At 39.0% G+C, this 23,033-nt stretch carries 24 protein-coding genes and 1 pseudogene; 9 read left to right on the top strand and 16 right to left on the bottom strand.

The window, feature by feature from the left end; genetic code table 11:
• Nucleotides 1–34: 34 nt before the first annotated feature.
• From atpA to DJ533_RS03525, 7 genes are all read right to left on the bottom strand, one after another.
• Nucleotides 35–1,579 carry a F0F1 ATP synthase subunit alpha gene (atpA, locus tag DJ533_RS03555; RefSeq protein WP_065993269.1) on the bottom strand — a complete coding sequence of 515 codons (1,545 nt, stop codon included), beginning with the start codon at nucleotides 1,577–1,579 and terminating at the stop codon, nucleotides 35–37.
• A 63-nt stretch (nucleotides 1,580–1,642) separates the two neighbouring features.
• Entirely contained in the window at nucleotides 1,643–2,179 is a 537-nt protein-coding gene (locus DJ533_RS03550) for a F0F1 ATP synthase subunit delta (protein ID WP_065993268.1), read from the bottom strand.
• Between the two features lie 11 nt (nucleotides 2,180–2,190).
• A complete protein-coding gene (locus tag DJ533_RS03545) occupies nucleotides 2,191–2,661 on the bottom strand; it encodes a F0F1 ATP synthase subunit B (protein WP_065993267.1) in 471 nt (156 codons plus the stop codon).
• Nucleotides 2,662–2,700: 39 nt separating this feature from the next.
• Nucleotides 2,701–2,946: a F0F1 ATP synthase subunit C gene (atpE, locus tag DJ533_RS03540; protein ID WP_000424060.1), complete on the bottom strand. Its 246-nt coding sequence runs from the start codon at nucleotides 2,944–2,946 to the stop codon at nucleotides 2,701–2,703.
• Nucleotides 2,947–3,029: 83 nt separating this feature from the next.
• Nucleotides 3,030–3,905, bottom strand: a complete 876-nt coding sequence (gene atpB / locus DJ533_RS03535) for a F0F1 ATP synthase subunit A (protein ID WP_065993266.1) — start codon at nucleotides 3,903–3,905, stop codon at nucleotides 3,030–3,032.
• A 110-nt stretch (nucleotides 3,906–4,015) separates the two neighbouring features.
• Entirely contained in the window at nucleotides 4,016–4,408 is a 393-nt protein-coding gene (locus tag DJ533_RS03530; RefSeq protein WP_065993265.1) for an ATP synthase subunit I, read from the bottom strand.
• Nucleotides 4,409–4,579: 171 nt separating this feature from the next.
• Nucleotides 4,580–5,422 carry a metal ABC transporter substrate-binding protein gene (locus DJ533_RS03525; protein WP_065993264.1) on the bottom strand — a complete coding sequence of 281 codons (843 nt, stop codon included), beginning with the start codon at nucleotides 5,420–5,422 and terminating at the stop codon, nucleotides 4,580–4,582.
• A 138-nt stretch (nucleotides 5,423–5,560) separates the two neighbouring features.
• Here DJ533_RS03525 and DJ533_RS03520 point away from each other — a divergent pair, with 138 nt between their 5' ends.
• The 4 genes from DJ533_RS03520 to DJ533_RS03505 are packed head-to-tail and all read left to right on the top strand — an operon-like array spanning nucleotide 5,561 to nucleotide 8,105.
• Nucleotides 5,561–6,058 carry a transcriptional repressor gene (locus DJ533_RS03520; protein ID WP_065993263.1) on the top strand — a complete coding sequence of 166 codons (498 nt, stop codon included), beginning with the start codon at nucleotides 5,561–5,563 and terminating at the stop codon, nucleotides 6,056–6,058.
• Nucleotides 6,031–6,828 (top strand): zinc ABC transporter ATP-binding protein ZnuC, encoded by a 798-nt coding sequence (gene znuC / locus DJ533_RS03515; protein ID WP_065993262.1) that lies wholly within the window; start codon nucleotides 6,031–6,033, stop codon nucleotides 6,826–6,828. Before DJ533_RS03520 ends, znuC begins: the two co-directional genes overlap by 28 nt.
• A 3-nt stretch (nucleotides 6,829–6,831) precedes the next feature.
• Nucleotides 6,832–7,632, top strand: coding sequence for a zinc ABC transporter permease subunit ZnuB (gene znuB, locus DJ533_RS03510; protein WP_065993261.1), 801 nt, complete (start codon nucleotides 6,832–6,834; stop codon nucleotides 7,630–7,632).
• Between the two features lie 56 nt (nucleotides 7,633–7,688).
• Nucleotides 7,689–8,105: a hypothetical protein gene (locus DJ533_RS03505; protein ID WP_065993260.1), complete on the top strand. Its 417-nt coding sequence runs from the start codon at nucleotides 7,689–7,691 to the stop codon at nucleotides 8,103–8,105.
• A gap of 34 nt (nucleotides 8,106–8,139) precedes the next feature.
• On the opposite strand, the gene DJ533_RS03500 is transcribed toward DJ533_RS03505, so the two are convergent.
• Entirely contained in the window at nucleotides 8,140–8,667 is a 528-nt protein-coding gene (locus DJ533_RS03500; RefSeq protein ID WP_065993259.1) for a hypothetical protein, read from the bottom strand.
• Between the two features lie 62 nt (nucleotides 8,668–8,729).
• Entirely contained in the window at nucleotides 8,730–9,350 is a 621-nt protein-coding gene (locus DJ533_RS03495; protein ID WP_065993258.1) for a LysE family transporter, read from the bottom strand.
• Between the two features lie 161 nt (nucleotides 9,351–9,511).
• On the opposite strand from DJ533_RS03495, the gene DJ533_RS03490 reads away from it, so the two are divergent.
• Nucleotides 9,512–10,435 carry a Dyp-type peroxidase gene (locus DJ533_RS03490; protein ID WP_065993257.1) on the top strand — a complete coding sequence of 308 codons (924 nt, stop codon included), beginning with the start codon at nucleotides 9,512–9,514 and terminating at the stop codon, nucleotides 10,433–10,435.
• Nucleotides 10,436–10,540: 105 nt separating this feature from the next.
• Here DJ533_RS03490 and DJ533_RS03485 read toward each other — a convergent pair whose 3' ends face one another.
• The 4 genes from DJ533_RS03485 to DJ533_RS03470 all read right to left on the bottom strand — a co-directional run bounded on the left by DJ533_RS03485 (nucleotide 10,541) and on the right by DJ533_RS03470 (nucleotide 13,774).
• Nucleotides 10,541–10,960 carry a hypothetical protein gene (locus DJ533_RS03485; protein ID WP_065993256.1) on the bottom strand — a complete coding sequence of 140 codons (420 nt, stop codon included), beginning with the start codon at nucleotides 10,958–10,960 and terminating at the stop codon, nucleotides 10,541–10,543.
• A 35-nt stretch (nucleotides 10,961–10,995) separates the two neighbouring features.
• Nucleotides 10,996–11,529, bottom strand: a complete 534-nt coding sequence (locus tag DJ533_RS03480) for a hypothetical protein (protein ID WP_065993254.1) — start codon at nucleotides 11,527–11,529, stop codon at nucleotides 10,996–10,998.
• An 86-nt stretch (nucleotides 11,530–11,615) separates the two neighbouring features.
• Nucleotides 11,616–13,316, bottom strand: coding sequence for an NAD-dependent malic enzyme (locus DJ533_RS03475; RefSeq protein ID WP_065993252.1), 1,701 nt, complete (start codon nucleotides 13,314–13,316; stop codon nucleotides 11,616–11,618).
• A gap of 173 nt (nucleotides 13,317–13,489) precedes the next feature.
• Nucleotides 13,490–13,774: a DUF2798 domain-containing protein gene (locus tag DJ533_RS03470; protein ID WP_065993249.1), complete on the bottom strand. Its 285-nt coding sequence runs from the start codon at nucleotides 13,772–13,774 to the stop codon at nucleotides 13,490–13,492.
• Nucleotides 13,775–13,972: 198 nt separating this feature from the next.
• Here DJ533_RS03470 and argS point away from each other — a divergent pair, with 198 nt between their 5' ends.
• Together argS and DJ533_RS03460 are read left to right on the top strand one after the other, a co-directional pair.
• Nucleotides 13,973–15,763, top strand: a complete 1,791-nt coding sequence (gene argS / locus DJ533_RS03465; protein WP_065993248.1) for an arginine--tRNA ligase — start codon at nucleotides 13,973–13,975, stop codon at nucleotides 15,761–15,763.
• A gap of 108 nt (nucleotides 15,764–15,871) precedes the next feature.
• On the top strand, nucleotides 15,872–16,480 hold the full coding sequence (locus DJ533_RS03460) for an SPOR domain-containing protein (RefSeq protein WP_065993247.1): 609 nt from the start codon (nucleotides 15,872–15,874) through the stop codon (nucleotides 16,478–16,480).
• A gap of 56 nt (nucleotides 16,481–16,536) precedes the next feature.
• On the opposite strand, the gene DJ533_RS03455 is transcribed toward DJ533_RS03460, so the two are convergent.
• A complete protein-coding gene (locus DJ533_RS03455; protein WP_065993244.1) occupies nucleotides 16,537–17,187 on the bottom strand; it encodes a response regulator in 651 nt (216 codons plus the stop codon).
• Nucleotides 17,188–17,561: 374 nt separating this feature from the next.
• On the opposite strand from DJ533_RS03455, the gene msuE reads away from it, so the two are divergent.
• Both msuE and sfnG read left to right on the top strand, forming a co-directional pair.
• Nucleotides 17,562–18,290: an FMN reductase gene (gene msuE / locus DJ533_RS03450; RefSeq protein ID WP_065993243.1), complete on the top strand. Its 729-nt coding sequence runs from the start codon at nucleotides 17,562–17,564 to the stop codon at nucleotides 18,288–18,290.
• 27 nt (nucleotides 18,291–18,317) lie between these two features.
• Nucleotides 18,318–19,425: pseudogene (gene sfnG / locus DJ533_RS03445) on the top strand (dimethylsulfone monooxygenase SfnG).
• A gap of 136 nt (nucleotides 19,426–19,561) precedes the next feature.
• On the opposite strand, the gene DJ533_RS03440 reads toward sfnG, so the two are convergent.
• Both DJ533_RS03440 and DJ533_RS03435 read right to left on the bottom strand, forming a co-directional pair.
• Nucleotides 19,562–20,557 (bottom strand): Csu type fimbrial protein, encoded by a 996-nt coding sequence (locus DJ533_RS03440; protein WP_065993237.1) that lies wholly within the window; start codon nucleotides 20,555–20,557, stop codon nucleotides 19,562–19,564.
• 10 nt (nucleotides 20,558–20,567) lie between these two features.
• Nucleotides 20,568–23,027 (bottom strand): fimbria/pilus outer membrane usher protein, encoded by a 2,460-nt coding sequence (locus tag DJ533_RS03435; protein ID WP_081406076.1) that lies wholly within the window; start codon nucleotides 23,025–23,027, stop codon nucleotides 20,568–20,570.
• Nucleotides 23,028–23,033 lie beyond the last annotated feature (6 nt).

Below are 23,033 nucleotides of genomic sequence, written 5' to 3'. Positions count from 1 at the left end.
ACCAAACCTTAACTAGATTCAATCTCATTGAATCTTAGTAAGTTTGAGTCGCTTTAAAGCTTTCAATACCTGCTTTGAATGCAGCTTCGATGTCTTTGTTCCAATCACCAGTTTCATCGATTTGTTGCATTAACGCAGCATGTTCTGCACGGAAGTAAGAAATTAACGCAGTATCGAAGTCTACGATTTTCTTCACTTCAACGTCAGCCATATAGCCTTCGTTAGATGCATATACTGATACAGCTTGGTCTGCAATTGAATATGGAGCATATTGTTTTTGCTTCATAAGTTCAGTTACACGTTGACCATGTTCAAGTTGCTTACGTGTTGCTTCATCAAGGTCAGAAGCAAACTGAGCAAACGCTGCCAATTCACGGTATTGCGCTAAAGCGGTACGGATACCACCAGACAATTTTTTGATGATCTTCGTTTGCGCAGAACCACCAACACGTGATACAGAGATACCCGCGTTCACAGCAGGACGAATACCTGCGTTGAATAATGATGTTTCTAAGAAGATCTGACCGTCAGTAATCGAAATTACGTTGGTTGGTACGAATGCAGATACGTCACCCGCTTGAGTTTCAATGATTGGTAATGCAGTTAAAGAACCAGTTTGACCTTTAACTTCACCATTCGTGAATTTCTCAACATAGTCAGCAGATACACGAGAAGCACGTTCAAGTAGACGTGAATGAAGATAGAACACGTCACCTGGATAAGCTTCACGACCTGGTGGACGACGAAGAAGCAATGAAATTTGACGATAAGCAACCGCTTGTTTAGACAAGTCATCATAAATGATAAGCGCATCTTCACCACGGTCACGGAAGTACTCACCCATTGTACAACCAGCATATGGAGCTAAATACTGCATTGCTGCAGGATCAGCTGCAGCGGCTGCTACAACAGTGGTGTACGCCATCGCACCAGTTTCTTCAAGCTTACGCACAACGTTTGCAATTGTTGATTGTTTTTGACCAATCGCAACGTATACGCATTTAATACCTGATTGTTTTTGAGCAATGATCGCATCAATCGCCATTGCTGTTTTACCAGTCTGACGGTCACCAATGATCAACTCACGTTGACCACGCCCCACAGGGATCATTGTATCTACTGATTTATAACCAGTTTGTACAGGTTGATCCACTGATTGACGCCAAATTACGCCTGGTGCTACTTTTTCAACAGCATCAGTCAGTTTTGCATCAATAGGGCCTTTACCATCAATTGGATTACCCAAAGCATCTACGACACGACCTAGAAGTTCAGGACCAACTGGAACTTCTAATACACGGCCTGTGCAACGTGCTTTTTGACCTTCTTGAAGGCTTAAGTAGTTACCTAAAACAACGGCACCCACTGAATCCTGTTCTAGGTTCAGTGCCATACCGTATAAGCCGCCGTCGAATTCGATCATTTCACCGTACATTGCATCCGCAAGGCCGTGAATACGCACAATACCGTCGGAAACCATAACAATGGTTCCTTCGTTCTTAGCGGTCGCGCTGGTGTCCAGATCGCCGATACGCTGTTTAATGAGCGCACTGATCTCGGATGGATTCAGTTGTTGCATTGCGCTATACCTCAATCTTTTTTAAGTTCAGTCTTCTTTTACGCTGTAATTCTTTAGAAATAATTACGCAAGAAGACGAGTCCGCATTTTTTCAAGCTTGTTAAGCGCAGAATCATCTATCACTTGGTCGCCTGCACGAATAACAACACCAGCGATTAAAGCTGGGTTGACTTCCACTGTTACTTTCACAGCACTGTTAAAACGTTTTTCAAGTGCATGTGCAAGTTTTTGTTCTTGTACTGAATCAAGCGGAAAAGCCGATTCAATTACAACATCAACAGTATTGTTATTCTGTGATTTAAGCTGTTCGTATTCTTCAGCAATTTCAGGAAGAAGAAGCAAACGATCATTTTCAGCAAGTAAAGTCAAAAAGTTTGACACTTGCGTCGTTTGTACATCACCTAAAAGTTTAGAGAACACACCTACTTGTTCAGTAGGAGTCAGCTCAGGGCGATTTAAATAAGCGGAAAATGCTTCGTCTTGCACCGCAGCACTTAACATCTGTAATGCATTTGACCAAACGTCAGTTGCATTTTGTTCAGATGCATAAGCAAAAGCTGCTTTAGCGTACGGGCGTGCCAACGTCAAGAGTTCAGCCATATTCGCCTCTCTTAAAGTTTAGCAGCCAGCTGATTCAGCATGGCATTATGAGCTTCTGCGTCAACTTGTTGGTTCAGAATTTTCTCTGCACCAGCAACTGCAAGAGCAGCAACTTGTTGACGTAATTCTTCACGTGCAGAATTGATTTCTTGATCAACAGACTCTTTCGCTTGTTGACGAATACGCTCGCCCTCAGCAGATGCTTGAGTGCGTGCCTCTTCAACCAATTGTGCTGCACGACGGTTCGCTTGTTCGATCAATTGAGCCGCTTGTGCTTTTGCTGCATCAATTTCTTGCTTCACTTGAGCTTGCGCATCGGCAAGGTCAGCTTTTGCTTTTTCAGCAGCATTTAAGCCATCAGCGATACGACGCTGACGCTCACTAATCGCATTGATTAGTGGTGGCCATACAAATTTCATGCAGAATGCGACAAAAATCGCAAATGCAATCGCTTGGCCAATCAATGTGAGGTTGATATTCATTGCAAATTCCTCAATGGTTTAATTTAGGAATTAAGCTGATTAACCTACAAATGGATTTGCGAAGATGAAGAACAAACCAATACCAACGCCGATCATAGGCACAGCATCAAGAAGACCCGCAATTAAGAACATACGAGTTTGAAGTTGTGGAGCCAATTCTGGTTGACGAGCAACAGCTTCAAGGAAGCGACCGCCTAAAAGACCAAAACCAATCGCAGTACCTAAAGCACCAAAAGCGATCAAGATAGCAGATGCAATTGCAACTAGACCTAAAGTGAGTTCCATGATAATTCCTCAGAGGTTAGGTGTATACCAAATTAAGTTAAAAAAACTGTACCTAACCACCGATTGATAGTTAGGTAATACCATTAATGCTTTTCGCTTGCCATGCTTAGATAAACGATGGTGAGCATCATAAAAATAAATGCTTGCAGGGTGATAATCAAAATATGGAAAATCGCCCATGGCACAGACAATGCCCACTGGATCCAGAACGGTAATAATGCGATTAAGATGAAAATTAATTCACCTGCATACATGTTACCGAAAAGTCGGAGAGCCAAAGAGATTGGACGTGCAAGGAAAGTTACCAATTCCAAAAGCAAGTTAAATGGAATTAAAAGCGCTTTAGCGATTGGATTCTTAGGATTGAATGGATTAAGTGCCAATTCACCCACAAAACCGCCCACACCTTTTTCACGAATACTGTAGAAAATAATGAGAGCAAATACAGATAAAGACATACCAAGGGTAATGTTAGGATCTGTCGTAGGTACAATTTTGAAATACACACTATGAGGGTCAACACCCAACATAGATCCAATAACTTGTTGACCAAGATACGGAATCCAGTCAACAGGTATTAAGTCCATCAAGTTCATGAGGAAAATCCACACGAAGATGGTCAAAGATAATGGTGCAATCAAACGTGACTTTCCGTGGAAAGTATCACGAACACTTGAATCTACAAACTCAATAATCATTTCGATTGCAGACTGGAACTTGGTCGGAACACCAGAGTTAGCAGCTTTCGCCACACACCAGAACAACAAACAGAAAATTAAACCAAGTCCGATAGACCAACCCATTGAATCCAAGTGAATAGCAGTGAACCCCATCTGTTGAGCTTCAGCACCACTTTCAGCCAATTTCCACGTACCGTCTGGCATTTTGCCATAGGTCATATTGGTCAAGTGATGCTTGATATACTCGGTCGAAGTAAGGGCATGTTCTTCAGCAGCCATAAATCACACCTGGTCAATGTAAAAAAACTAATAGAATAAAACGAATATCGCGTGCTGCTTGATATCTCGCCTATTCCTGAAAAACTTTTCAATTTTTGCTGTGTTTATACTCATTTTTGTAAACGGGTTGCCCAAAAAGGAGCGATCCACGTCATGGCTTGTACAAGTATAAAACCACAAAACAACGCAACCGGGGATAACGGCTTGACATTGCTTAAAATTAAAATGAATCCAACGATCACGATTGCAAATTTGCCCATCATGCCCCGATACATGTTCGAAAGAACTTGTTTCGATGCTCGCGCGCCTGCTGCTCGAAATGACTGCCAAGAAAAATAACAACTGGCTAGCCAACATATGAATGCACCCAAAGCTGCACTGAGAGCCGCAGTCGAGTCTTTCAAGACCCACCCTATCAAGGCTGAAACAGGAATCATTAACGCTTGTAAATAGACCAAAGCTTTCGCTAATCGTCGGTCAATCATGCGACTAGTTCGGCTCATTTTTTATCCACTTACAGCATAAATGCTTGACAAGTTTAGCTGATGATCGTTTTTAATCGCAGGCATTATAGAGTTACCCCCCTGAACATGCAATCTTTTCCCGACCTTAGTCGTGTTTTTTTCACATATTCAACTGCTTTTGATCTGTACACGAGTTGCTTATTATTTGCATCATTTTCGTGCATTTAGTATACATGCTTGTGTTTGTGCTGCCAAAGTTTGCCATGCGACCACAAAATCTTGTTGCTTTGCCAAAGATTCATCGACAGATTGAAAAGAAATTGCGCCTAATTTTTTATATTGACTTGGGCTTGCACTGGCTTCTGCAAGTAAGCACATTTTTTTATAAGGGCGATTGTCATTTAAGTATTTAATCTGTGCAATCGTCGGTGCAACATGCGGATCATCCGTCATTGCGCCTGCAAATTTTAGATTTAATGAACGCTCCAAATATTGATAAGCATCATGATATGCCCAATAAGGTCGCATTACACCTTCTCGGCTATATTTCTGCGATGCCAACAACATTTCGTTGGCAAGTTTTTTAGCATTATTCCAATATGCTGTTTTATTTTCAGGATGTTGCTGAGAACGCAGTGCTGCAATAAAAAATCCAATCCGTACGGCATTGTTGGGATCAAGCCAAACGTGAGTATCGACTGTGTCTTTTAAGGCTGCACCACGTGGACTTCTTAAGGGCAAAGCCTGAATAATTCCTGACTCTAAAATAGAAATCGCATTCGGATTATCTTTTAACACTTTTTCTAAAGGTGCTTCATGCGCTTTGCCTAACCAAACCACCAAAGATGCATCTTTCATGGTTTTGCGATTTAGGGGAGTCAATTGCACATCATGCCCGCTTTGATTGTCTAGCAGTAAGACAGGCTCTTCTATACCTTGTGTGATTTTTTTTGAAATCAAATAGATAGGATGTGTAGATACGACCAAAGGTGCTTGCGCCCAAGTGATGCCAGCAAATAATGCGCCAATACACAAAGCAAAAAAGCGTTTCATGCGGAGATTTTTATCCAAGATATTTAAATGTTATATTATAACAAATCTTAAAAAAAACCTATGGTATTCGTAACATGATCGGGCTTCATGTTACTATTTGTGATTGTCCATTTCTTTAAATGTCTTTCGAGGTGTGTAATGAACCTATGTTCACACGAGCATCATGATACTTTACATGGCGTGCATGACCATCAAAATGTCGAAACTCGCTTATTGGAAGCAGAGAGTATTTGTGCTGCTGCAGGTGCTCGTCTTACACCTTTACGAAAAGAAGTCTTGGAACTGATCTTAAATGCCACAGGTCCTGTGGGGGCTTATGATTTATTGGCCAAACTCAAAGGCGCTTCTGAACGCCCTGCTGCCCCACCTACAGTTTATAGAACCTTAGACTTTTTATTAGAAAAAGGTTTTATTCACCGTTTAACTTCAATCAATGCGTATATTCCATGTTGTCATCCTCGTGCTGGACATCAAGCTGCCTTTTTGATTTGTTCAGGCTGTCATACAGTGAAAGAAGCCTCAGCAAAAGGCTTAATCGAACAACTTGACCAACTTGCGGATTCTGATGGATTTAAAGCGCACCATAGTATTATTGAGATTTCTGGACTATGTCAGCAGTGCTCGAGCAAGGCTTAATGTCATTACCGCCTTCGCTAGTTCAATTAGAACAAATTAATGTTCGAATTGATGAGCGAGAGATCTTAAAAAATGTTGATTTCTCTTTACATGAGAAAGAAATTGTCACGCTGATTGGTCCAAATGGTGCTGGTAAATCTACCCTGATCAAGGTGTTATTGGGCATTGTCAAACCCAACTCAGGTAAAATCATTAGCTCTAAAAAGTTAAAATTGGCGTATGTACCTCAAAAATTCAATCCTTCGCATAGTTTACCGCTACGTGTAAAAGACTTGCTAAATTTAGAAAAATGCGAAAAAACAATTAAAGCTGAAATTATTCGAGATACAGGTATTGCCAAACTAAAAGACTCAAAAGTACAACAGCTTTCAGGAGGTGAACGTCAACGTGTACTCTTAGCACGTGCTTTGTTACGTCAACCTGATGTTTTGGTTTTAGATGAACCCATGCAAGGTTTAGATATTCAATCCGAAGCTGAACTTTATGATTATGTGCGGAGTTTACCTGAACGTTATGGTTGCTCGATTCTGATTGTTTCGCATGATTTGCAATGGGTCATGCAAGGTACACAACGTGTAATTTGCTTAAATAAACATATTTGTTGTAGTGGCTTACCTGAAAATATTCAACAGCATCCTGAGTATCAAGCGATTTTCGGGACAAATCGTGTACCTTATCAACATCATCATGATCATTGTGCACATGGCGACACAGCCAAAACCTGTGAACATGATACTCGCCCACATATCCACCCTGAACCGGAAGCCTAAAACATGATGGAATGGTTACAACTGCTGTTACCTGCATGGATCATGGGCACACTTTTGGTTTTTTTAACTGCACCTTTAGGCTGTTTAATGCTTTGGCGCAGAATGTCTTTTTTTGCCGATACGATGGCACATGGGACATTGCTGGGTGTGGCTTTGGCTGCTGTGCTGACTTTGCCACTTTGGGTGGGTGTAAGTTTTACTGCGATTCTATTAGTGGGGATTCTTTGGGTTTTGCATGATCCACGTTTACCGAATGATGCACTTCTCGCCCTATGTTCTGCGACTTTACTTTGTTCAGGTTTACTGTTGATTCAGCATTTACCTGCTTTAAGACCCGAATTATTGAGTTATTTGTTTGGTGACTTACTGACCATTGAATGGTCGGATTTACCCGTTTTTGTATTGATTATTGCTGCCGCATTGGCTGTGTTGTTTAAATATTGGCAAGCCCAAATTCAAATTGCCATCGACCCAGATATTGCAGTCAGTGAAGGAGTCAATGCGAAATGGCAACGCTTAGTATTTATGTTGCTTTTGGCTTTATTTACCGTTTTAGCATTGCGTGCTGTGGGTTCTTTGCTCATGGGTGCATTGTTGGTTATTCCTGCATTAACCGCACGTTTAGTTTCCCACTCTCCTAAACAAATGGTCATTGCTGCATTTATGATTGCTCAAGTTGGTGTGACTGCCGGTTTATGGTCAAGTGCCGGGTTAAATATTTCCACAGGTTTAAGTATCGTTTTAACCATGTCAATTTTATTTGCTGCTGTGTTTATTATTCAAAAAGTTAAAAAGCTAAGTTAAAAATGTATGATCTTAAATCACTAAACCGACTGACCCTCTTTAATGGGTTGTGTTTCATGATTTGTGTACTCATTCACTTGTATAGCTTCTTTTCTTATTTACCATTTTCTTTTGGGATTCTTATCAGCTTAGTTTTACCCTTATTTTCAAATGCCTTTTGGATCCTTCTAAAGCAGCAAAATCATGACCGTCAACCTTTAGCATTTTTCAATTGGTCGACTACTTTCCAAAGTATTTTTATTCTTTTACTTATTTATGCACTGATCCAATTATTTATTTTCTATAAACTGGTGGGTAATTTTCGGGTTGAAAAAGCTGATAATACTTATCATTTATTTGAAAGAGTTCGATTTGTCGCTGAAGTGAGTCAACTTGAATATCAAAAATATTGGGCAAGATCTGCAAGGCTTTTAAGTAGTTATTTGATTTTATTCTTCGCTTTTACTACCTATGCCTCCAGACAATCTAAATAAGGTCATATTGAAAAGTTAAAATATGACCTAAATCTTACATACTCACATCACATACTAGAATCGTTCGTTTTTGTTTATCTTTAGAAATAAAAGCTTTAAACTCTTGTTCTGCATCTGCTTTAAAATTTATGCTTTTAAGCCTCTGAAGTTGTGCAGCATTGAGTTGACCAAAAACTAAAGTTCGTCCTGCTAAACCACTTGCTGTACCTGAATACACAGTAAAAGCTTTCAGAGGTAAGCCATAAAGTGTGGCATTTTTTAAAGGAATCGTAACTTCGATATATTGCTCACCATCATTATAGAGTTTCGATTTTGCAGCAAGCATATCATGCTTATAAGGTGCAATCACATTCGCATAACTGCCTTTTAGTGCTGAGTTACGCACAAAAGTATCTGGTGTAGTGCCATGTTCTGTCCAAATACTTTTATCCACGATATGTTGTAATAGTTTTGAATCGGCACATCCATTTTCAAAATTTTTAAATACAGGTGTCCAATCAGCAGCAACAGCACTTGCACTCACAAATACTGTATATGCAATCAAAATACTTTTAAATTTCATTTTTATTCTCCAAATTTAGCTAAAAGCATTCTATAAAATTCTATTTTTTAAAACCATTATTTTTACTGATGCACCAAACTCAACAAAGCTGCGGCACAGCTAAATAATACGGCAAAAGTACGATTCATATATTTTTGCTGCTTTGGTGATTTGAGTAAGCGTAAAACTTTCGCTGCCAACCCTGTATAACCCGCCATCACGATCAGATCAATCATAATCATGGTAATCGCCATGATCACATATTGAATCCACTGTGGCTTTGATAAATCCAAAAATTGCGGTAATACTGCCAATAAAAATACAATTGCTTTAGGGTTACTCATATTGACCAAAAAACCATGCAAAATCAGCATTGGAACGGTTTTCGGTTTATTTTCTGTTTTTACTTCAATGGATTGAATGGGAGCATTCCACTGTAGATATGCCAAATACAACAGGTACAACACCCCAAACCATTTCACCACTAAAAATGCCCAAGGCGTGGTTGCAAATAACACCCCGACCCCAGCCGCCACAATGCCGATTTGTACAATCAACGCCAGTTGTAAGCCAATTGCATTCCAATAACCACGTCGAAAACCATAGCTTAGACCACTCGACATTGAGGCGATCGCACCTGCACCAGGAGAAACACTAATTACCCAGCATGCCAACATATAGGCAAACCAAATTTGATAGGACATAACAATGTGAGTGCATTTTTAAAAAGTGTATTATAACGATTTTAATACAACACTTTTCGATTAATTTAATCGCTAAAAAGATTCCTCTTTACTACCTTATATGCACTGGATCATGCACAATAGTAGGAGAATAGACAATAATTTGAGGAGCCATCGTTAAAATGACAGCCCAATCCGTAATTTTGCCATTACCTTCAAATCACGCACGTTTTATTGTTTTAAACTTAAAAGATCTCCCTATTGATGCTTTAAAAGAACAACTGAATGATTTTTTCACCACACGAGATCGTTTAATCACCCAACATCCTGATGCAGAAATCAAAACTTCAGTGGCTTTTGGTCCTGAACTGTGGACAAAACTTTATCCACAAAATCCAGAAGGCTTTAAGCAACTTGAACCCATTCAAGGTTCATTTACGATGCCAGTTGTCCCTGCTGACGTATTAATCCACATTGCATCGGCACGTACCGATATTTGTTTTGCTTTAAGTCAGTCTTTCTTTGACGGTATTCAAGACCAAGTCGAAGTTTTAGATGAACGGGTGTGTTTCCGTTATTTAGATGGTCGTGACTTAACAGGCTTTATTGATGGTACAGAGAACCCTCAATTTCCTGATGATCGTGCAGAAACTGCGCTTTTAGGTGAAGATGCGGGCATTTTTGCGGAAGGTTCTTTTGTTTTTGCACAGCGTTACGTCCATAACTTAGAAAGCTGGAAGCGTTTAAAAGTCGATGTACAAGAACATGTAATCGGACGAACCAAATTAGAAAGTATTGAACTTGATGATGATCTGAAACCTGAGAATGCGCATATTGCCCGTACAGTGATTGAAGATGATGAAGGTGAAGAGTTAGAAATCTTACGTCATTCACTACCTTATGGTGATGGTCAAGGTGAACAAGGTTTATTCTTTATTGCCTATACCAAAGATTTAACGCGCATTGATCAAATGCTGCTGCGTATGTTCGGTACGAGTGGTGATGGTATTCATGATCGTTTATTGCATTTTGTCACTGCGGTGGATGGTGCATATTTCTTTGCACCCAATGAAGATTTGCTTGAAGAGGTCTTGGACATAAAATAATTTATTCTATCTCATCAATCTCTCCTTTCCCAAGGAGAGTATTTTATGCTGGTCTTTAAAAAGCATGACCGTTCTGTACGTCCAAAGCTGTGATAGCCTGTATTCTTATGTTATACTCAATAGATCTTTTAAGCTGCCAACCCCATTATATTCAATGTCTTGAATTCGCATACAGTTTTGCTGCATACGCATTTTAAAATCTATAAATTGTCCACCGACTTTGAGCTTTACACGATGCTCAGTCGCTTCCAAAACCCGGACAGAAGTATCATCAACCACATTTTGTGTATTACTTAAAATATTAAAATCTAAATGACATTGATCATGTGTTTTTGCCGCACACTTTTGCTCAGCTAAAAAAAGCTGCACCAGATTTGCATCAAAATAATGACGTAAAATATGGCGAGGCTCACCTGCAATATCTTTGTCTGATTGCACTGGATAATCCCGATACAATTCGGAAATTAGATCACGACTGCTTTGTACACACGAAATGTTATGTGCAAACGCCTGCGTACTGCTCAACAGCACAATCAAAACTAAATATTTTTCATGATGTTTTATTTGCTGTTATCATCAAAAGAATAACGGGTTAAATCTATACCACTTTGAAAAATATGTTGAATCAAAATATTAGGTAATTTTGGATTATTCCCCAAAGCAGCACATTTTAAATCTACGCCATACTGATTGGCTGTTGCTGTCGGTTTAAAAGCATTATCTACAAAGGAATATTTGCCTAAATCTCTAAAAAATCCATATAAGTTATTCGATGAATCTCGAATAATTTTAAGATCACTCAAATCATTTTTATAATAACCTTTATAAAGCGTATATTTTTGCTGTCCCACTTGGATTACATCACAGTCATCCGTTGCCATCCATTGTGGATTATCAGGATTTAAATGCAGTTTCTTTAACAATTGCACTACTTTTGCATCATCCCAAATAAAAGCACATGTTTGAGATTTTAGTTTTTGTATTTGAATAGCTTTTGCTCGTTCAGCTTGCCACAATTTTTCACATAAATTTTCTTGTGAATATGCGTTCGAAACTACCAAACAAGTGCTTAGGGCTAAAATTATTTTTTTCATGAATCAATCACTATAAATATTGCGCTAAAAGATAAAAATGGAGTCTATTTAGACCCCATCTTATGTAATTTTATGGCAAACTCAACTTAAAAAGGAATGCGTTTATACTGACGATATTCAGGTGTCCAGAAGTTTTCCTCAATACGGCGCTGCAAATGTTCATCACTAATTGCTAAGGCGACACCATCTTCAATCGCTGCTTTCGCCACTTTAAAAGCAATAATTTTAGATACTTTTTGCAGCTCATTCAGATCAGGCAATAAGTCTGCATGAATGTCTTGCAATTTCGGTGAACAATCTGCCAAGGCATTACTAGATGCCATGAGCATACGATCCGTGACACGTCTTGCTTGCACTGCAACGATCCCTAAACCAATGCCTGGGAAGATATACGAGTTATTGCACTGTGAAATATTAAAAATCTGACCGTGATAATTGACAGGTGCAAATGGACTTCCTGTTGCGATCAATGCACGCCCTTCTGTCCACTCAATAATATCTGCAGGTACAGCTTCTACACGTGAAGTAGGGTTGGATAATGGCAACACAATCGGATGTTCACAATTTGCAGCTAAAGTACGAATAATTTCTTCGGTAAATAAACCTGGCTGCCCAGATACCCCGATTAAAACTGTCGGTTTGGCATTCTTCACCACATCCAGCAATGAAATCACTTCATCTGCATTGCCCCAGTGTGCAACCTCCTGCGTTTTCTGCGCCAATTTACGCTGGAAATCCAATAAATTTGGCTGATTTTCAGTAATTAAACCAAAGCGATCCACCATAAATACACGGGCACGTGCTTCTGCATCGGTCAAACCTTCTGCCACCATTTGTGCAATGATTTGCTCTGCGATACCACAACCTGCCGAGCCTGCACCTAAAAAGGCAACTTTTTGGTCTTTCAGTTGTTTGCCTGCCGCCCGACTTGCTGCAATTAAGCTTCCTACTGAAACTGCGGCTGTCCCTTGAATATCATCATTAAAACAACAAATCTCATTACGATATTTCTCCAATAACGGCATTGCATTTTTTTGTGCAAAATCCTCAAATTGAATCAAAGCCTTTGGCCAACGACGTTTGATTCCTGCGATGACTGCATCAACAAAGTTGTAATATTCTTCCCCGCCGATACGAGGCTGATTCCAACCCAAATATATTGGGTCATTTAACAATTGTTGATTATTGGTTCCCACATCTAAGGTAATCGGTAAAGTGTAGGCTGGGCTTATACCACCACATGCGGTATATAAGGATAGTTTTCCAATTGGAATACCCATCCCACCGATGCCTTGATCACCTAAACCTAAGATACGCTCACCATCTGTGATCACGATGACTTTGACATTTTTTTTATTCACATTATGTAAAATATCATCGATACGATCACGGTCAGGATAAGAGATAAAAATCCCCCGATGGCGACGATAGATATCCGAAAAACGTTGGCACGCTTCCCCGACCGTAGGCGTATAAATGATCGGCATCATTTCACTGAGATGATTTTCAATGAGGTGATAAAATAAAGTTTCGTTGGTGTCTTGAATATTTCTTAAATAAATATGTTTATTGATTGCATCATTAAAATCACAATATTGCTTATATGAGCGTTGGCTTTGTTCTTCAATGGTTTCTATCACGTGTGGAATTAAACCATCCAGATTAAATCTGCTACGCTCTTCTTCTGAAAAGGCTGAACCTTTATTCAAAAGAGGGAGTTCGAGTAAGGTATTCCCTGCATAAGGGAGATATAATGGTTTTTTAGCTTTCAAATTTTCTGCGGTCATGTCCTATCTCATTATGTTTAGATCTAGATTTAAATCCTGACAAAAATAGTAGAATTTCATCTATATCAATGTATAGATTAGTCCTTTTTTGCATCATTTTGGCATTTAGTAAATTGATAATGATATCGGATAGATTTAGGCATGTAATAGCGCTTTAAAAACAATAAAACTGCTTATTTATGAGGTTGATTGGGTGACATATCAACCAATAATCCTGTAATTTTTCTCACAATTGGCAATACAATCAATACAATAGGATAAGCCACTAACCAAGACATCATCCATGCAGAAAAGAAAACAGAAAATAAATTTTCAATCCAACCTAAATTCTTCACAGTATTTATAAATGAAATGATACCACTCATTAATCCTGATAAAAATAAAGGCAAAATCCAAGCTGCATATTTTCCTGGAAGCTTAGGAATATTACCAATAATCATAGGTTTGTTCTGGTTCATAGTGCTATCTTTTAAGTCAGTTTAAACATTATACAATAATTGAAAGTGTTTAAGTTTTGAATAGTTTTAAGCATTTATTATATTTTAAGCGAAAGCTTTACTTCATCTTTTGATATTTGCGTACAAATGGTTTTACCTAAAGACTCTGAAATTTGCTATATTTGCTGTTTTTCTGCGACATTTATTTCTTGATAGATTATGAATACGGCAATACAAGCAGCTCTTGATCATGCAGTGCAATCCCTAAAAGCTGAAGGGACTCTTCCATCTGACTGGAACAATACCAGCGTTTTAACGCGAACCAAAGACCGAAGCCATGGGGACTTTGCGTCAAATATTGCCATGATGGGTGCAAAAGTTGCAGGTATGAAGCCACGTGATCTTGCAGAAAAGATCTTGGCAAATTTGCCTGAAGTTGCAGACATCAGCAAAGCTGAAATCGCAGGACCTGGTTTTATTAACTTCTTTTTAAATGCAGATCAACGTTTTGCAGTGCTTGATCGTATCGAAGCACAAAAAGAACAGTTTGGTAAAACTCAAGCGAATGCTGCGAAGAAAGTCCAAGTTGAGTTTGTATCTGCCAACCCAACGTCAAGCCTTCACGTGGGTCATGGTCGTGGTGCAGCCTATGGGATGACTGTTGCTAACCTACTTGAAGCCACAGGCGCTACAGTTGACCGTGAATACTATGTCAACGATGCTGGGCGTCAAATGGACATTTTGGCAACTTCAACCTATTTACGCTATTTAGAGCTGACTGGACAAACTTTAGTTTTCCCTAAAAATGCTTATCAAGGCGATTATGTAAAACAAATCGCACAAAGCATTATCGACAAAGATGGCGATGCGCATGTACGCCCTGTTGCAGATATTTATAAAGATGTCCCTGAAGATGTGCAATATGCGGCAGAACTCGATGCTGAAGGCAACAAAGTCGTCCTTTCAGGCGATAAAGAAAAACACATTGATGGTTTAATTCATAATTCTCAAAACCATTTAGGCGCAAGTTATCGTGTTTTCCATCAAGCAGCTTTACATGCCATTTTAGATGACATTAAAGATGACCTTGGTGAGTTTGGTGTAACCTTTGATCAATGGTTCAGTGAAGCGACATTGACTGAAAAAATTGATGAAGCCTTACAAACTTTAGATCAACGTGGTTTCCTTTATGAAAAAGATGGCAATATTTGGTTTAAATCCACTGAATTTGGTGATGAAAAAGACCGTGTAGTCAAACGTCGTAATGGTCAAACCACGTATTTTGCTTCTGACATTGCTTATCACTTGAATAAATTACAACGTGGTTATACTGATATCATTGATATTTGGGGTTCAGACCATCATGGCTATATCGCACGTGTTAAAGCTGCGATTGATGCAATGGGTTATAACTCTAAAAAACTGACTGTATTACTTGTGCAATTTGTGAGTTTATGGCGTGGCGGTGAGATGGTACAAATGTCATCTCGTTCAGGTCAGTTTGTGACTTTGCGTGATCTGCGTAAAGAAGTCGGCAATGATGCCGCTCGTTTCTATTATGTGATGCGTAAGTCTGAACAGCATATTGACTTTGACTTAGACCTTGCTGTATCACAAAGTAAGGACAATGCAGTGTATTACATCCAATATGCACACGCCCGTATTTGTCGTATGCTTGAAAAAGCCGTAGCAACTGGTATCAATTTTGATACAGTAAATGCACGTCAGTTTGCTGCAAAATTAGAACTTGATGCAGAAACAGAAATTTTAGCAAAACTCGCAGCTTATCCAGAAATTGTGGTGCGTGCGGCGAACCATTATGAACCACATCAAGTGGGGAATTATTTAAAAGAATTGGCTGCTTTATTCCATGGCTGGTACAACGAGCATAAAGTACTGAGTGACGATGCTGAATTAACCCAAGCACGTTTGTTACTCTCTAAAAATGTTCAACAAGTGGTACTCAATGGTTTAGAGTTGCTAGGTGTTTCTGCACCTGAGGCAATGTAATAAGGTATACACTTTAATACTGTAAAAATCTATTGAGTATTGCCCACCGTGACGGTACTCAAAGACGTTGTCATATATAACGTTGTTTATTAGTAAGAGGAATTCCACGTGTTTGGAAAAACGCAACGCGGCGTGTCTGAACGACCCAACAAACCCCAAAAACCATTGGTTCCAAAGTGGTTAGGGATGCTTGTTGTCATTTTAATCATCCTCAGTTTTGCTGTGGCTTTGCTGCTTTGGAAACCGTGGGCACCAGTGAAAACACGTAGCAACGAAGTTACTTCTGATCACTATCAAGAAGATACGAATAAAGACTACCGTTTTTACGACCTCTTACCCAATCAACAAGTGACACCCATTCCTGAACAAGCTGTACCTGAAACACAAACCCAATCTCAACCAGTAATTGTGGAAGCTCCAGCTACACCACGTGATGAAGAAGTGGATGTGGGCTTAGATGTATCTGAACAAGCTGCTGCACCTATCCAGCCTGAATATATTTTACAAGTACGCAGCTATCCCGATCCTGATAGTGCCGATGCGCGTCGTGCTGAAATTATTTTAAATGGTCTATCTGCAGATGTAGTGAAAACGACAGAAGGTGGGCAAACCTGGTATCGTGTGATTTCAGGTCCATATGATTCACAAAATGCAGCCGTGATTGCACAACAAACTTTGCAACACAGTGGTATTGATTCAATTGTCGTTAAACGTTAGTAAAATAAAAAATGGATGCTTTTAGCATCCATTTTTACCATAGAAATAACAAAAAGCTAGACTTTCTTCTCTTCGATATTAAGCGCACTGATCGCCAACACTGCTTGGGTACGATTTTGCACGCCCAATTTACGGAAAATCGCAGTAACATGCGCTTTAATCGTTGCTTCAGAAACTTCTAACTCATAGGCAATTTGTTTATTCAGCAAACCTTCTGCCACCATCATCAACACACGGAACTGTTGTGGGGTAAGAGATTGAATACGTTCAGCCAATGCTGCTTCATCTGCAGCACGAGGGTCGAAATTCATATTGGCAGGTAAGTTTGGTGGCAACCAAATATCACCTTCTAACACCTGACGGATTGCTTCACCAATATGACTTGGATGTGCTGATTTTGGAATATAGCCCATCGCCCCATGTGCAATCGCACGTTGGATAATCGAGGTTTCTTCATGCGCTGAAACCACAATAATCGGCAATGAAGGATATTGTGCACGCACATGCACCAGTGCAGAAAACCCAGATGCACCCGGTAAATTTAAATCTAACAGAACTAAATCAGGTTCAGGACCATTCTCTAAACGCTCATAAAATTCATTCACTGCGGCAGTTTCATGAATTTGAGCTTGGGGTAAACTATAACGCACTGCTTGAATTAAAGCATGGCGAAACAGTGGATGATCATCAACGATTAAAATATTCATAAGCGAAGTGAGAGCTCTCTAGCACAGTCTTTCATTTTAACCGTACTATTGCTGTTAAAGATAATTAAATATAACGAATTTTTAATAATTTTGTCGCTTTAAATATAAATTCCCTACACATTTTATGTTATTTATCATTTTTTATATTTCTTTATCGTTTTTAAATATAAATTTTAGCTGCATCAGTGAATTACTTATTCTTGTTAAAACTATATAAATATATCAATCTTTTAAAAATAAAAATGGCAATAAAATTTTTACTCCTCATTTATATCTAAAAATCTGATAATTAATCTATTTTTGCTTATTTTACAGAATATATTGAATATTGATTAATAAATGTCATTACGAAATTCAATTTTTAGGTTAATGATATGTCATTTATTCAACACAAGCCCTTAAATATTGTTGCTGTGTCAGGCGGTTTAAATCATCCATCAAAAACAGAAGCATTAGTTCAAGCGATTTTAGATGAATTGGGAGAGGCAACCCCGATCCATGTACATTTGATTAAATTTAGCGAAATTGGACAACTCTTAGGCGGTGCAATTTACCGTCATCAACTGCCACAACGTGTACAAGATGACTTGGCTGCGGTAGAAGCGGCAGATGTTTTGATTGTCGGTACACCTGTTTATCGTGCATCATTCACAGGATTGTTCAAACATTTCTTTGACTTTATTGAACAGACTGCATTGGTCGATGTTCCTGTTTTGCTTGCAGCTTCAGGTGGCTCAGACCGTCATGCTTTAGTACTTGAACATCAATTACGTCCTTTATTTAGCTTTTTCCAAGCCCAAACTTTACCGATCGGCGTATATGCCACAGATCGTGATTTTACACCAGAATACACCATTCAGAGTGAGTTCTTACGTGACCGTATCACGCTGGCTGTTGCGCGTGCTTTACCCATTTTGGAATGGGCACCAGCCAAAGGTCAACGTGCCGTTGTGGTTAAAGAAAAGTCTCAACAGGCTTCACAAAACTTAGGGATTAATAAGCAAATTGAGCAAGAGGAAGTTTTACCGTCTGCTGCTGTGCCAAGCTTAGATGCAGCAGAAGCACGCATACATCATAAAAAGCAAAAAACACACGTAGCATGATTATCTAACATTCTTGAGGACCTACTTATGTCACAACATGATAAAAACATTAGGTTTGCCTATTGGGTACCCAATGTCAGTGGTGGTTTGGTGGTGAGTGACATTGAACAACGCACAGATTGGAGTTATGACTACAATGTCCGTCTTGCTCAAGCGGCTGAAAAAAATGGCTTTGAATATGCCTTAACTCAGATTCGTTTTACTGCAGGATATAACGCAGAAAATCAGCATGAGTCCGTCAGTTTTAGTCATGGTATTTTAGCGAAAACCGAAAAACTGAAAGTCATTGCTGCCATCTTGCCTGGTCCTTGGAAACCTGCACTGGCTGCAAAACAGTTGGCAACTATTGATCATTTAACGCATGGGCGTATTGCAATCAATGTGGTCAGTGGTTGGTTTAGAGGAGAGCTTGATGCGATAGGTGAGGAATGGCCTGAACATGATCAGCGCTATGCACGTTCTGAAGAGTTTATCCACAGTTTAAAAGGTATTTGGACACAAGACCATTTTAGTTTTAATGGGAAATATTACCAATTTAAAGACTATACATTAAGTCCTAAGCCTGTACAAAAACCACATATTGAAATCTTCCAAGGCGGTAGCTCTCTTGCAGCACGTGACATGGCATCTCGTGTATCAGATTGGTATTTTACCAATGGAAATACCCCTGCTGAGCTGAAAAAACAAATTGATGATATCCATGGAAAAGCCAAAGCCAACAATCACCAAGTGAAGATTGGAGTAAATGCTTTTTATTATCGCTCGTGATACCGAAGAAGAAGCACAAGCAGTGTTACAAGAAATTATTAACAAAGCGAACATCAAAGCGGTCAATGCGTTTAGTGATGCAACTCGTGAAGCAGGTGCAGCTTCTAAAGAAGGTGAAGGTAACTGGGCAAAATCTACTTTTGAAGATTTAGTGCAATACAATGATGGCTTTAAAACCAATCTGATTGGCACACCACAACAAATCGCTGAACGTATTATTGAACTCAAACATGTCGGTGTCGATTTAGTACTTTCAGGCTTTCTACACTTCATCGAAGAAGTCGAATATTTTGGTGAAAAAGTTCTACCTTTAGTTCGTGAATTAGAGGAGGCAGAAGACAATCAAATCAATGCAGAATCAGCTTAATTTTGATGGCAAAACAACAATAAATAATCAAAAAGTTGTGGAACTTTTCCCTCTTGACTCGGCTTGAGGGATTTTTTTATGCTCAACTCAGCATCATTTAAACGCCTAAAACTATAAGCTTTTATCTTGGTTCATACTAAAAAGCCACTTCTATGGTAAGTGTGTCTTTATATGTCCCCACAACTGAAGGATTACTTGCATCATCGATAATTTTAGCAGTATAAGCATAGCCTTGAACAGCAGAACCATCATAAATACCTGGGTTGAATGTAGCGTCTGCACTTGCCCAACGTTCAGTGCCTAAATGCCCCCAGCGATTAGTTGTAGTATGTTTATAAATTTCATACGGTAAATAACCACTGCCTGTTGTATTTAGCATACGTCTGGTTTGATCAAAGTTTTGTCCATCACTCAACCCAACACTATAAGGCGTTTCTGCTGAACAGGTGATCTGTACTGTACCTGTGACAGGATTAAACTTGGAAACTAGGGGAGCCTTACCAAAATTAATATTTTGTGCATTGATCTTACAGTCTTTATCTACGATTAATTGAAGTGGAATGTTAGAGTCTTCGCCAGTACCCCATCGCACCAATCCTACAAAAGGCAACCATAAAGTACCAGGACTCTTATAAGTCCAAAGGTTAACACCACCGATTCCAACAGCACCAATGTAATAATACCATTTCATTTTTAAGGTACCCGTATAAACTCCAGGTTTTAAATTAGTTGTTTCATTAATAGTAATTTTAAAAGCAATACTATTATCAGGTCCGTTAAATGCAGATAGCCAATCCCATTCGCTGAGATCTTTTTCAAAATTATTTTTTAAAATAGTATTTTGAGAATCTCTAATGATAATCTTTGCCTGATTTATCCCATTCTCGTGAATCAAAGCTGCAGGAATATCCATAACTTTATATTTTATATATTGTGTTGAAAGGGCGCTCAATAAAATCTCGCAGGATAATCCTCCTGACATGATTTGTTCTCCTATAGATGGGATGTCAAAAGAACTTTCAGGTCCCAAAAGTACGCCAGATGTATAAGTCGAGCAACCTAGTGCAAACGCCTGTTCTACAGGTAAACCTAAGAATCCCACAGCCAACAAAGAAAGTAATTTATTTTTCATCCTTCTTCTCCTACCTACACACGACATCTGAAATGGTAATGATCTGTTCTTGATCTAACTCTGCGGCAAACTGAGCTGTACAGGACTGTCCATACCCCAAATCTACTTTTAAAATATTCCGCTTTTCCAATTCTTCAATATAAACAATACTGTCTAGACCCACATAGGTAGGTTGACGACCTTCTTGATAAACCACAGCACCTGCGGGTAAGGGCTCACCATTTTCACGCTTTAAGTAAATACTACCTGCTTGTACTTTTTTAACTGGAAAATCAACCACAATCCCTGTACCCAGTTTGGCTGCTGTACGTTGCTCTACCACAGGCGTTGCATAGTTCGAAGAAAGATTAAGTGGATCGATAGAATATTTAGCACCATAATAAGGCGTGACATTTGGCACAAATAAATATCCCTTTTTATTGGTTTCACCAATCAAGTTATTTTCATAACGAATCGGGATATTGGCATGTCCATTGGTACTGATCAGAGAAAATGATTCCCCAAGTCGATTGGCTGCAAAAATAGTATTTTTCATCCAAATCAAAGAACCTGCTAAACCATACCATTGGTCATAATTATCATCTCCAGAAATACCCGCTTGAAGGTTAAAATAACGATTACGATAATTGACTTGGGCTTGATTATAACCATCTGAGCCTTCGTTATAACGATGTGTTAGGTTGACACCAAAACCGCCCTCTGTAGGCATTTGATAATTATAGTTTACATACGCAGAGTTACGCCCATCTTGCTGATATTGATAACCTGTATTTAAATAACTTCGTGTTTGCCCCCAAGGTATGGTCAGTTGAACACCAGCATTCCACGTATCTTGCTTTAAATCTCGATTGGCAGATAAAGATAAAGTTGCACCTTTTAACTCGCTCGGCAATACAGGTGCCCACGATAGACTTAATAACTCTGAATCATCAAAACCATCACGTTTAATGCCAAAATAACCAATACCAAACGCACCAGATTTTTTTGTGGAAAAGTGCATATTGGCAACAGTACTTTCTTGTGCATTAATCGAAATCAAACCATCTGTATAATAGTTCGCCACTCTTTTAAAGTTTTCACTTTGTTTAGAGTGTAATGCGTTAAAACCAAAATGAGGTTGTTGATATTGATAACCAACCGTCCACTGATGCCCACTGACATCATGCTCTAGGTTGTGCTGATTAGCATTGGCTTGGCTATACGAATAAGACGTATTTAAAACACCAAAATTGTAGAGCTTGAACACTTGTCCAAAACCCATATTCCATACATCATTGTTTCCTTCAGCATGTGCTTCCGCAGTCAACCAAGGAGTAACCCCATAGCGCCCATCAAAACTTCCAATAAGATCACCATAATCAAAGTTTTTTATGCCATAATTCTCACGTAATTTTCCTGCTGAGATAGAATAGTCAAAAAGTTTAGGTTGAAGTAAATCGCCTGAAACATAAAAAGGAACTGTGGTCGAAACTTGCCGACCAACAGCATCCGTCGTTACCACAACCGCTTCACCACGACCATTAATAAAAGGGACACTGTTTAAAACATATGGCCCCGGTTGAATATGATCGGTTGAGCTTTTTAAGCCATTAATAAATAAATCCACCGTACTCGGCAAGGCTGATTCACCAGTAAACTGTGGTAAAGGATAAGTAATTAAATCTGGACGAATACTATAATTTCGCCGCAACTGAATGCCTCCTAAGCGCACAGATTGCGTCCAACTATTTTTCCTAGCAGAATAAATATCACCTATTTCTAGGGTTGCAATATTGTCTTCACTGTCAAATTGCCAATGTGTGTCGTAACGAATGTAATCATTTTCTGTCTTTTGATTGATCGAATTTTTAAAGGATCTGAAGTTACCTGTATTTTTCAAAGAACCGTAGGGACTAAAAAACCGCTGTTCAGTAAGAATATTATATGAGGTTGATTGGTGATGAGGCTTCTGCACATAAATATCATAGTTATTTAACAACCCCATTCCACTTTGTGCAGTTGTACGCTTATACCAATAGTCTTTACCTAATTGTTGCTCAGGTAACCAATTCGAGGGCATTTCCAATAAAATTTGCTGGTGACTTGCGTTATAAGCAGTTTTTATTTCGGATTGTTGATCAAGTTGTACCCATTCATCAGGCTGAGAATTAATCCCAAGATGCAACAAATCTTCACTTTTCAGCGCTTGCTGCGTATGAAAATGCTCAGGATTAATATCTAAGTCATTTAGCACTATTTTTTGTAAATAGTAGTGATCATCAACCGCGATGATGGTGACAACTTTTTGAGTTGAATAAGAGTTAATCACCAAATCCAAATATAGCTTAATCGGTGGAATTTCTTGAATGGTTTGAACTGCATCTGGAATTTCTAAAAAAGTTTCAGCATGCAAATGAAAACTTGGTGCACAAAAAATAATGATAATACATTGGGCAAGCGTACTTCGCTTCAAACTCACATACTCTTTCATTTGGCA

Origin of the sequence: Acinetobacter defluvii (genome assembly GCF_001704615.3) — a bacterium.
Classification (GTDB): Bacteria; Pseudomonadota; Gammaproteobacteria; order Pseudomonadales; family Moraxellaceae; genus Acinetobacter; species Acinetobacter defluvii.
This window is presented reverse-complemented; position numbering and strand designations above follow the sequence as displayed.

Bases quoted from the DNA above. Each gene is read 5' to 3' on its own strand.
- atpA (WP_065993269.1), bottom strand. From the start codon at position 1,579: ATGCAACAACTGAATCCATCCGAGATCAGTGCGCTCATTAAACAGCGT.
- DJ533_RS03550 (WP_065993268.1), bottom strand. From the start codon at position 2,179: ATGGCTGAACTCTTGACGTTGGCACGCCCGTACGCTAAAGCAGCTTTT.
- DJ533_RS03545 (WP_065993267.1), bottom strand. From the start codon at position 2,661: ATGAATATCAACCTCACATTGATTGGCCAAGCGATTGCATTTGCGATT.
- atpE (WP_000424060.1), bottom strand. From the start codon at position 2,946: ATGGAACTCACTTTAGGTCTAGTTGCAATTGCATCTGCTATCTTGATC.
- atpB (WP_065993266.1), bottom strand. From the start codon at position 3,905: ATGGCTGCTGAAGAACATGCCCTTACTTCGACCGAGTATATCAAGCAT.
- DJ533_RS03530 (WP_065993265.1), bottom strand. From the start codon at position 4,408: ATGAGCCGAACTAGTCGCATGATTGACCGACGATTAGCGAAAGCTTTG.
- DJ533_RS03525 (WP_065993264.1), bottom strand. From the start codon at position 5,422: ATGAAACGCTTTTTTGCTTTGTGTATTGGCGCATTATTTGCTGGCATC.
- DJ533_RS03520 (WP_065993263.1), top strand. From the start codon at position 5,561: ATGAACCTATGTTCACACGAGCATCATGATACTTTACATGGCGTGCAT.
- znuC (WP_065993262.1), top strand. From the start codon at position 6,031: ATGTCAGCAGTGCTCGAGCAAGGCTTAATGTCATTACCGCCTTCGCTA.
- znuB (WP_065993261.1), top strand. From the start codon at position 6,832: ATGATGGAATGGTTACAACTGCTGTTACCTGCATGGATCATGGGCACA.
- DJ533_RS03505 (WP_065993260.1), top strand. From the start codon at position 7,689: ATGATTTGTGTACTCATTCACTTGTATAGCTTCTTTTCTTATTTACCA.
- DJ533_RS03500 (WP_065993259.1), bottom strand. From the start codon at position 8,667: ATGAAATTTAAAAGTATTTTGATTGCATATACAGTATTTGTGAGTGCA.
- DJ533_RS03495 (WP_065993258.1), bottom strand. From the start codon at position 9,350: ATGTCCTATCAAATTTGGTTTGCCTATATGTTGGCATGCTGGGTAATT.
- DJ533_RS03490 (WP_065993257.1), top strand. From the start codon at position 9,512: ATGACAGCCCAATCCGTAATTTTGCCATTACCTTCAAATCACGCACGT.
- DJ533_RS03480 (WP_065993254.1), bottom strand. From the start codon at position 11,529: ATGAAAAAAATAATTTTAGCCCTAAGCACTTGTTTGGTAGTTTCGAAC.
- DJ533_RS03475 (WP_065993252.1), bottom strand. From the start codon at position 13,316: ATGACCGCAGAAAATTTGAAAGCTAAAAAACCATTATATCTCCCTTAT.
- DJ533_RS03470 (WP_065993249.1), bottom strand. From the start codon at position 13,774: ATGAACCAGAACAAACCTATGATTATTGGTAATATTCCTAAGCTTCCA.
- argS (WP_065993248.1), top strand. From the start codon at position 13,973: ATGAATACGGCAATACAAGCAGCTCTTGATCATGCAGTGCAATCCCTA.
- DJ533_RS03455 (WP_065993244.1), bottom strand. From the start codon at position 17,187: ATGAATATTTTAATCGTTGATGATCATCCACTGTTTCGCCATGCTTTA.
- msuE (WP_065993243.1), top strand. From the start codon at position 17,562: ATGTCATTTATTCAACACAAGCCCTTAAATATTGTTGCTGTGTCAGGC.
- DJ533_RS03440 (WP_065993237.1), bottom strand. From the start codon at position 20,557: ATGAAAAATAAATTACTTTCTTTGTTGGCTGTGGGATTCTTAGGTTTA.
- DJ533_RS03435 (WP_081406076.1), bottom strand. From the start codon at position 23,027: ATGAAAGAGTATGTGAGTTTGAAGCGAAGTACGCTTGCCCAATGTATT.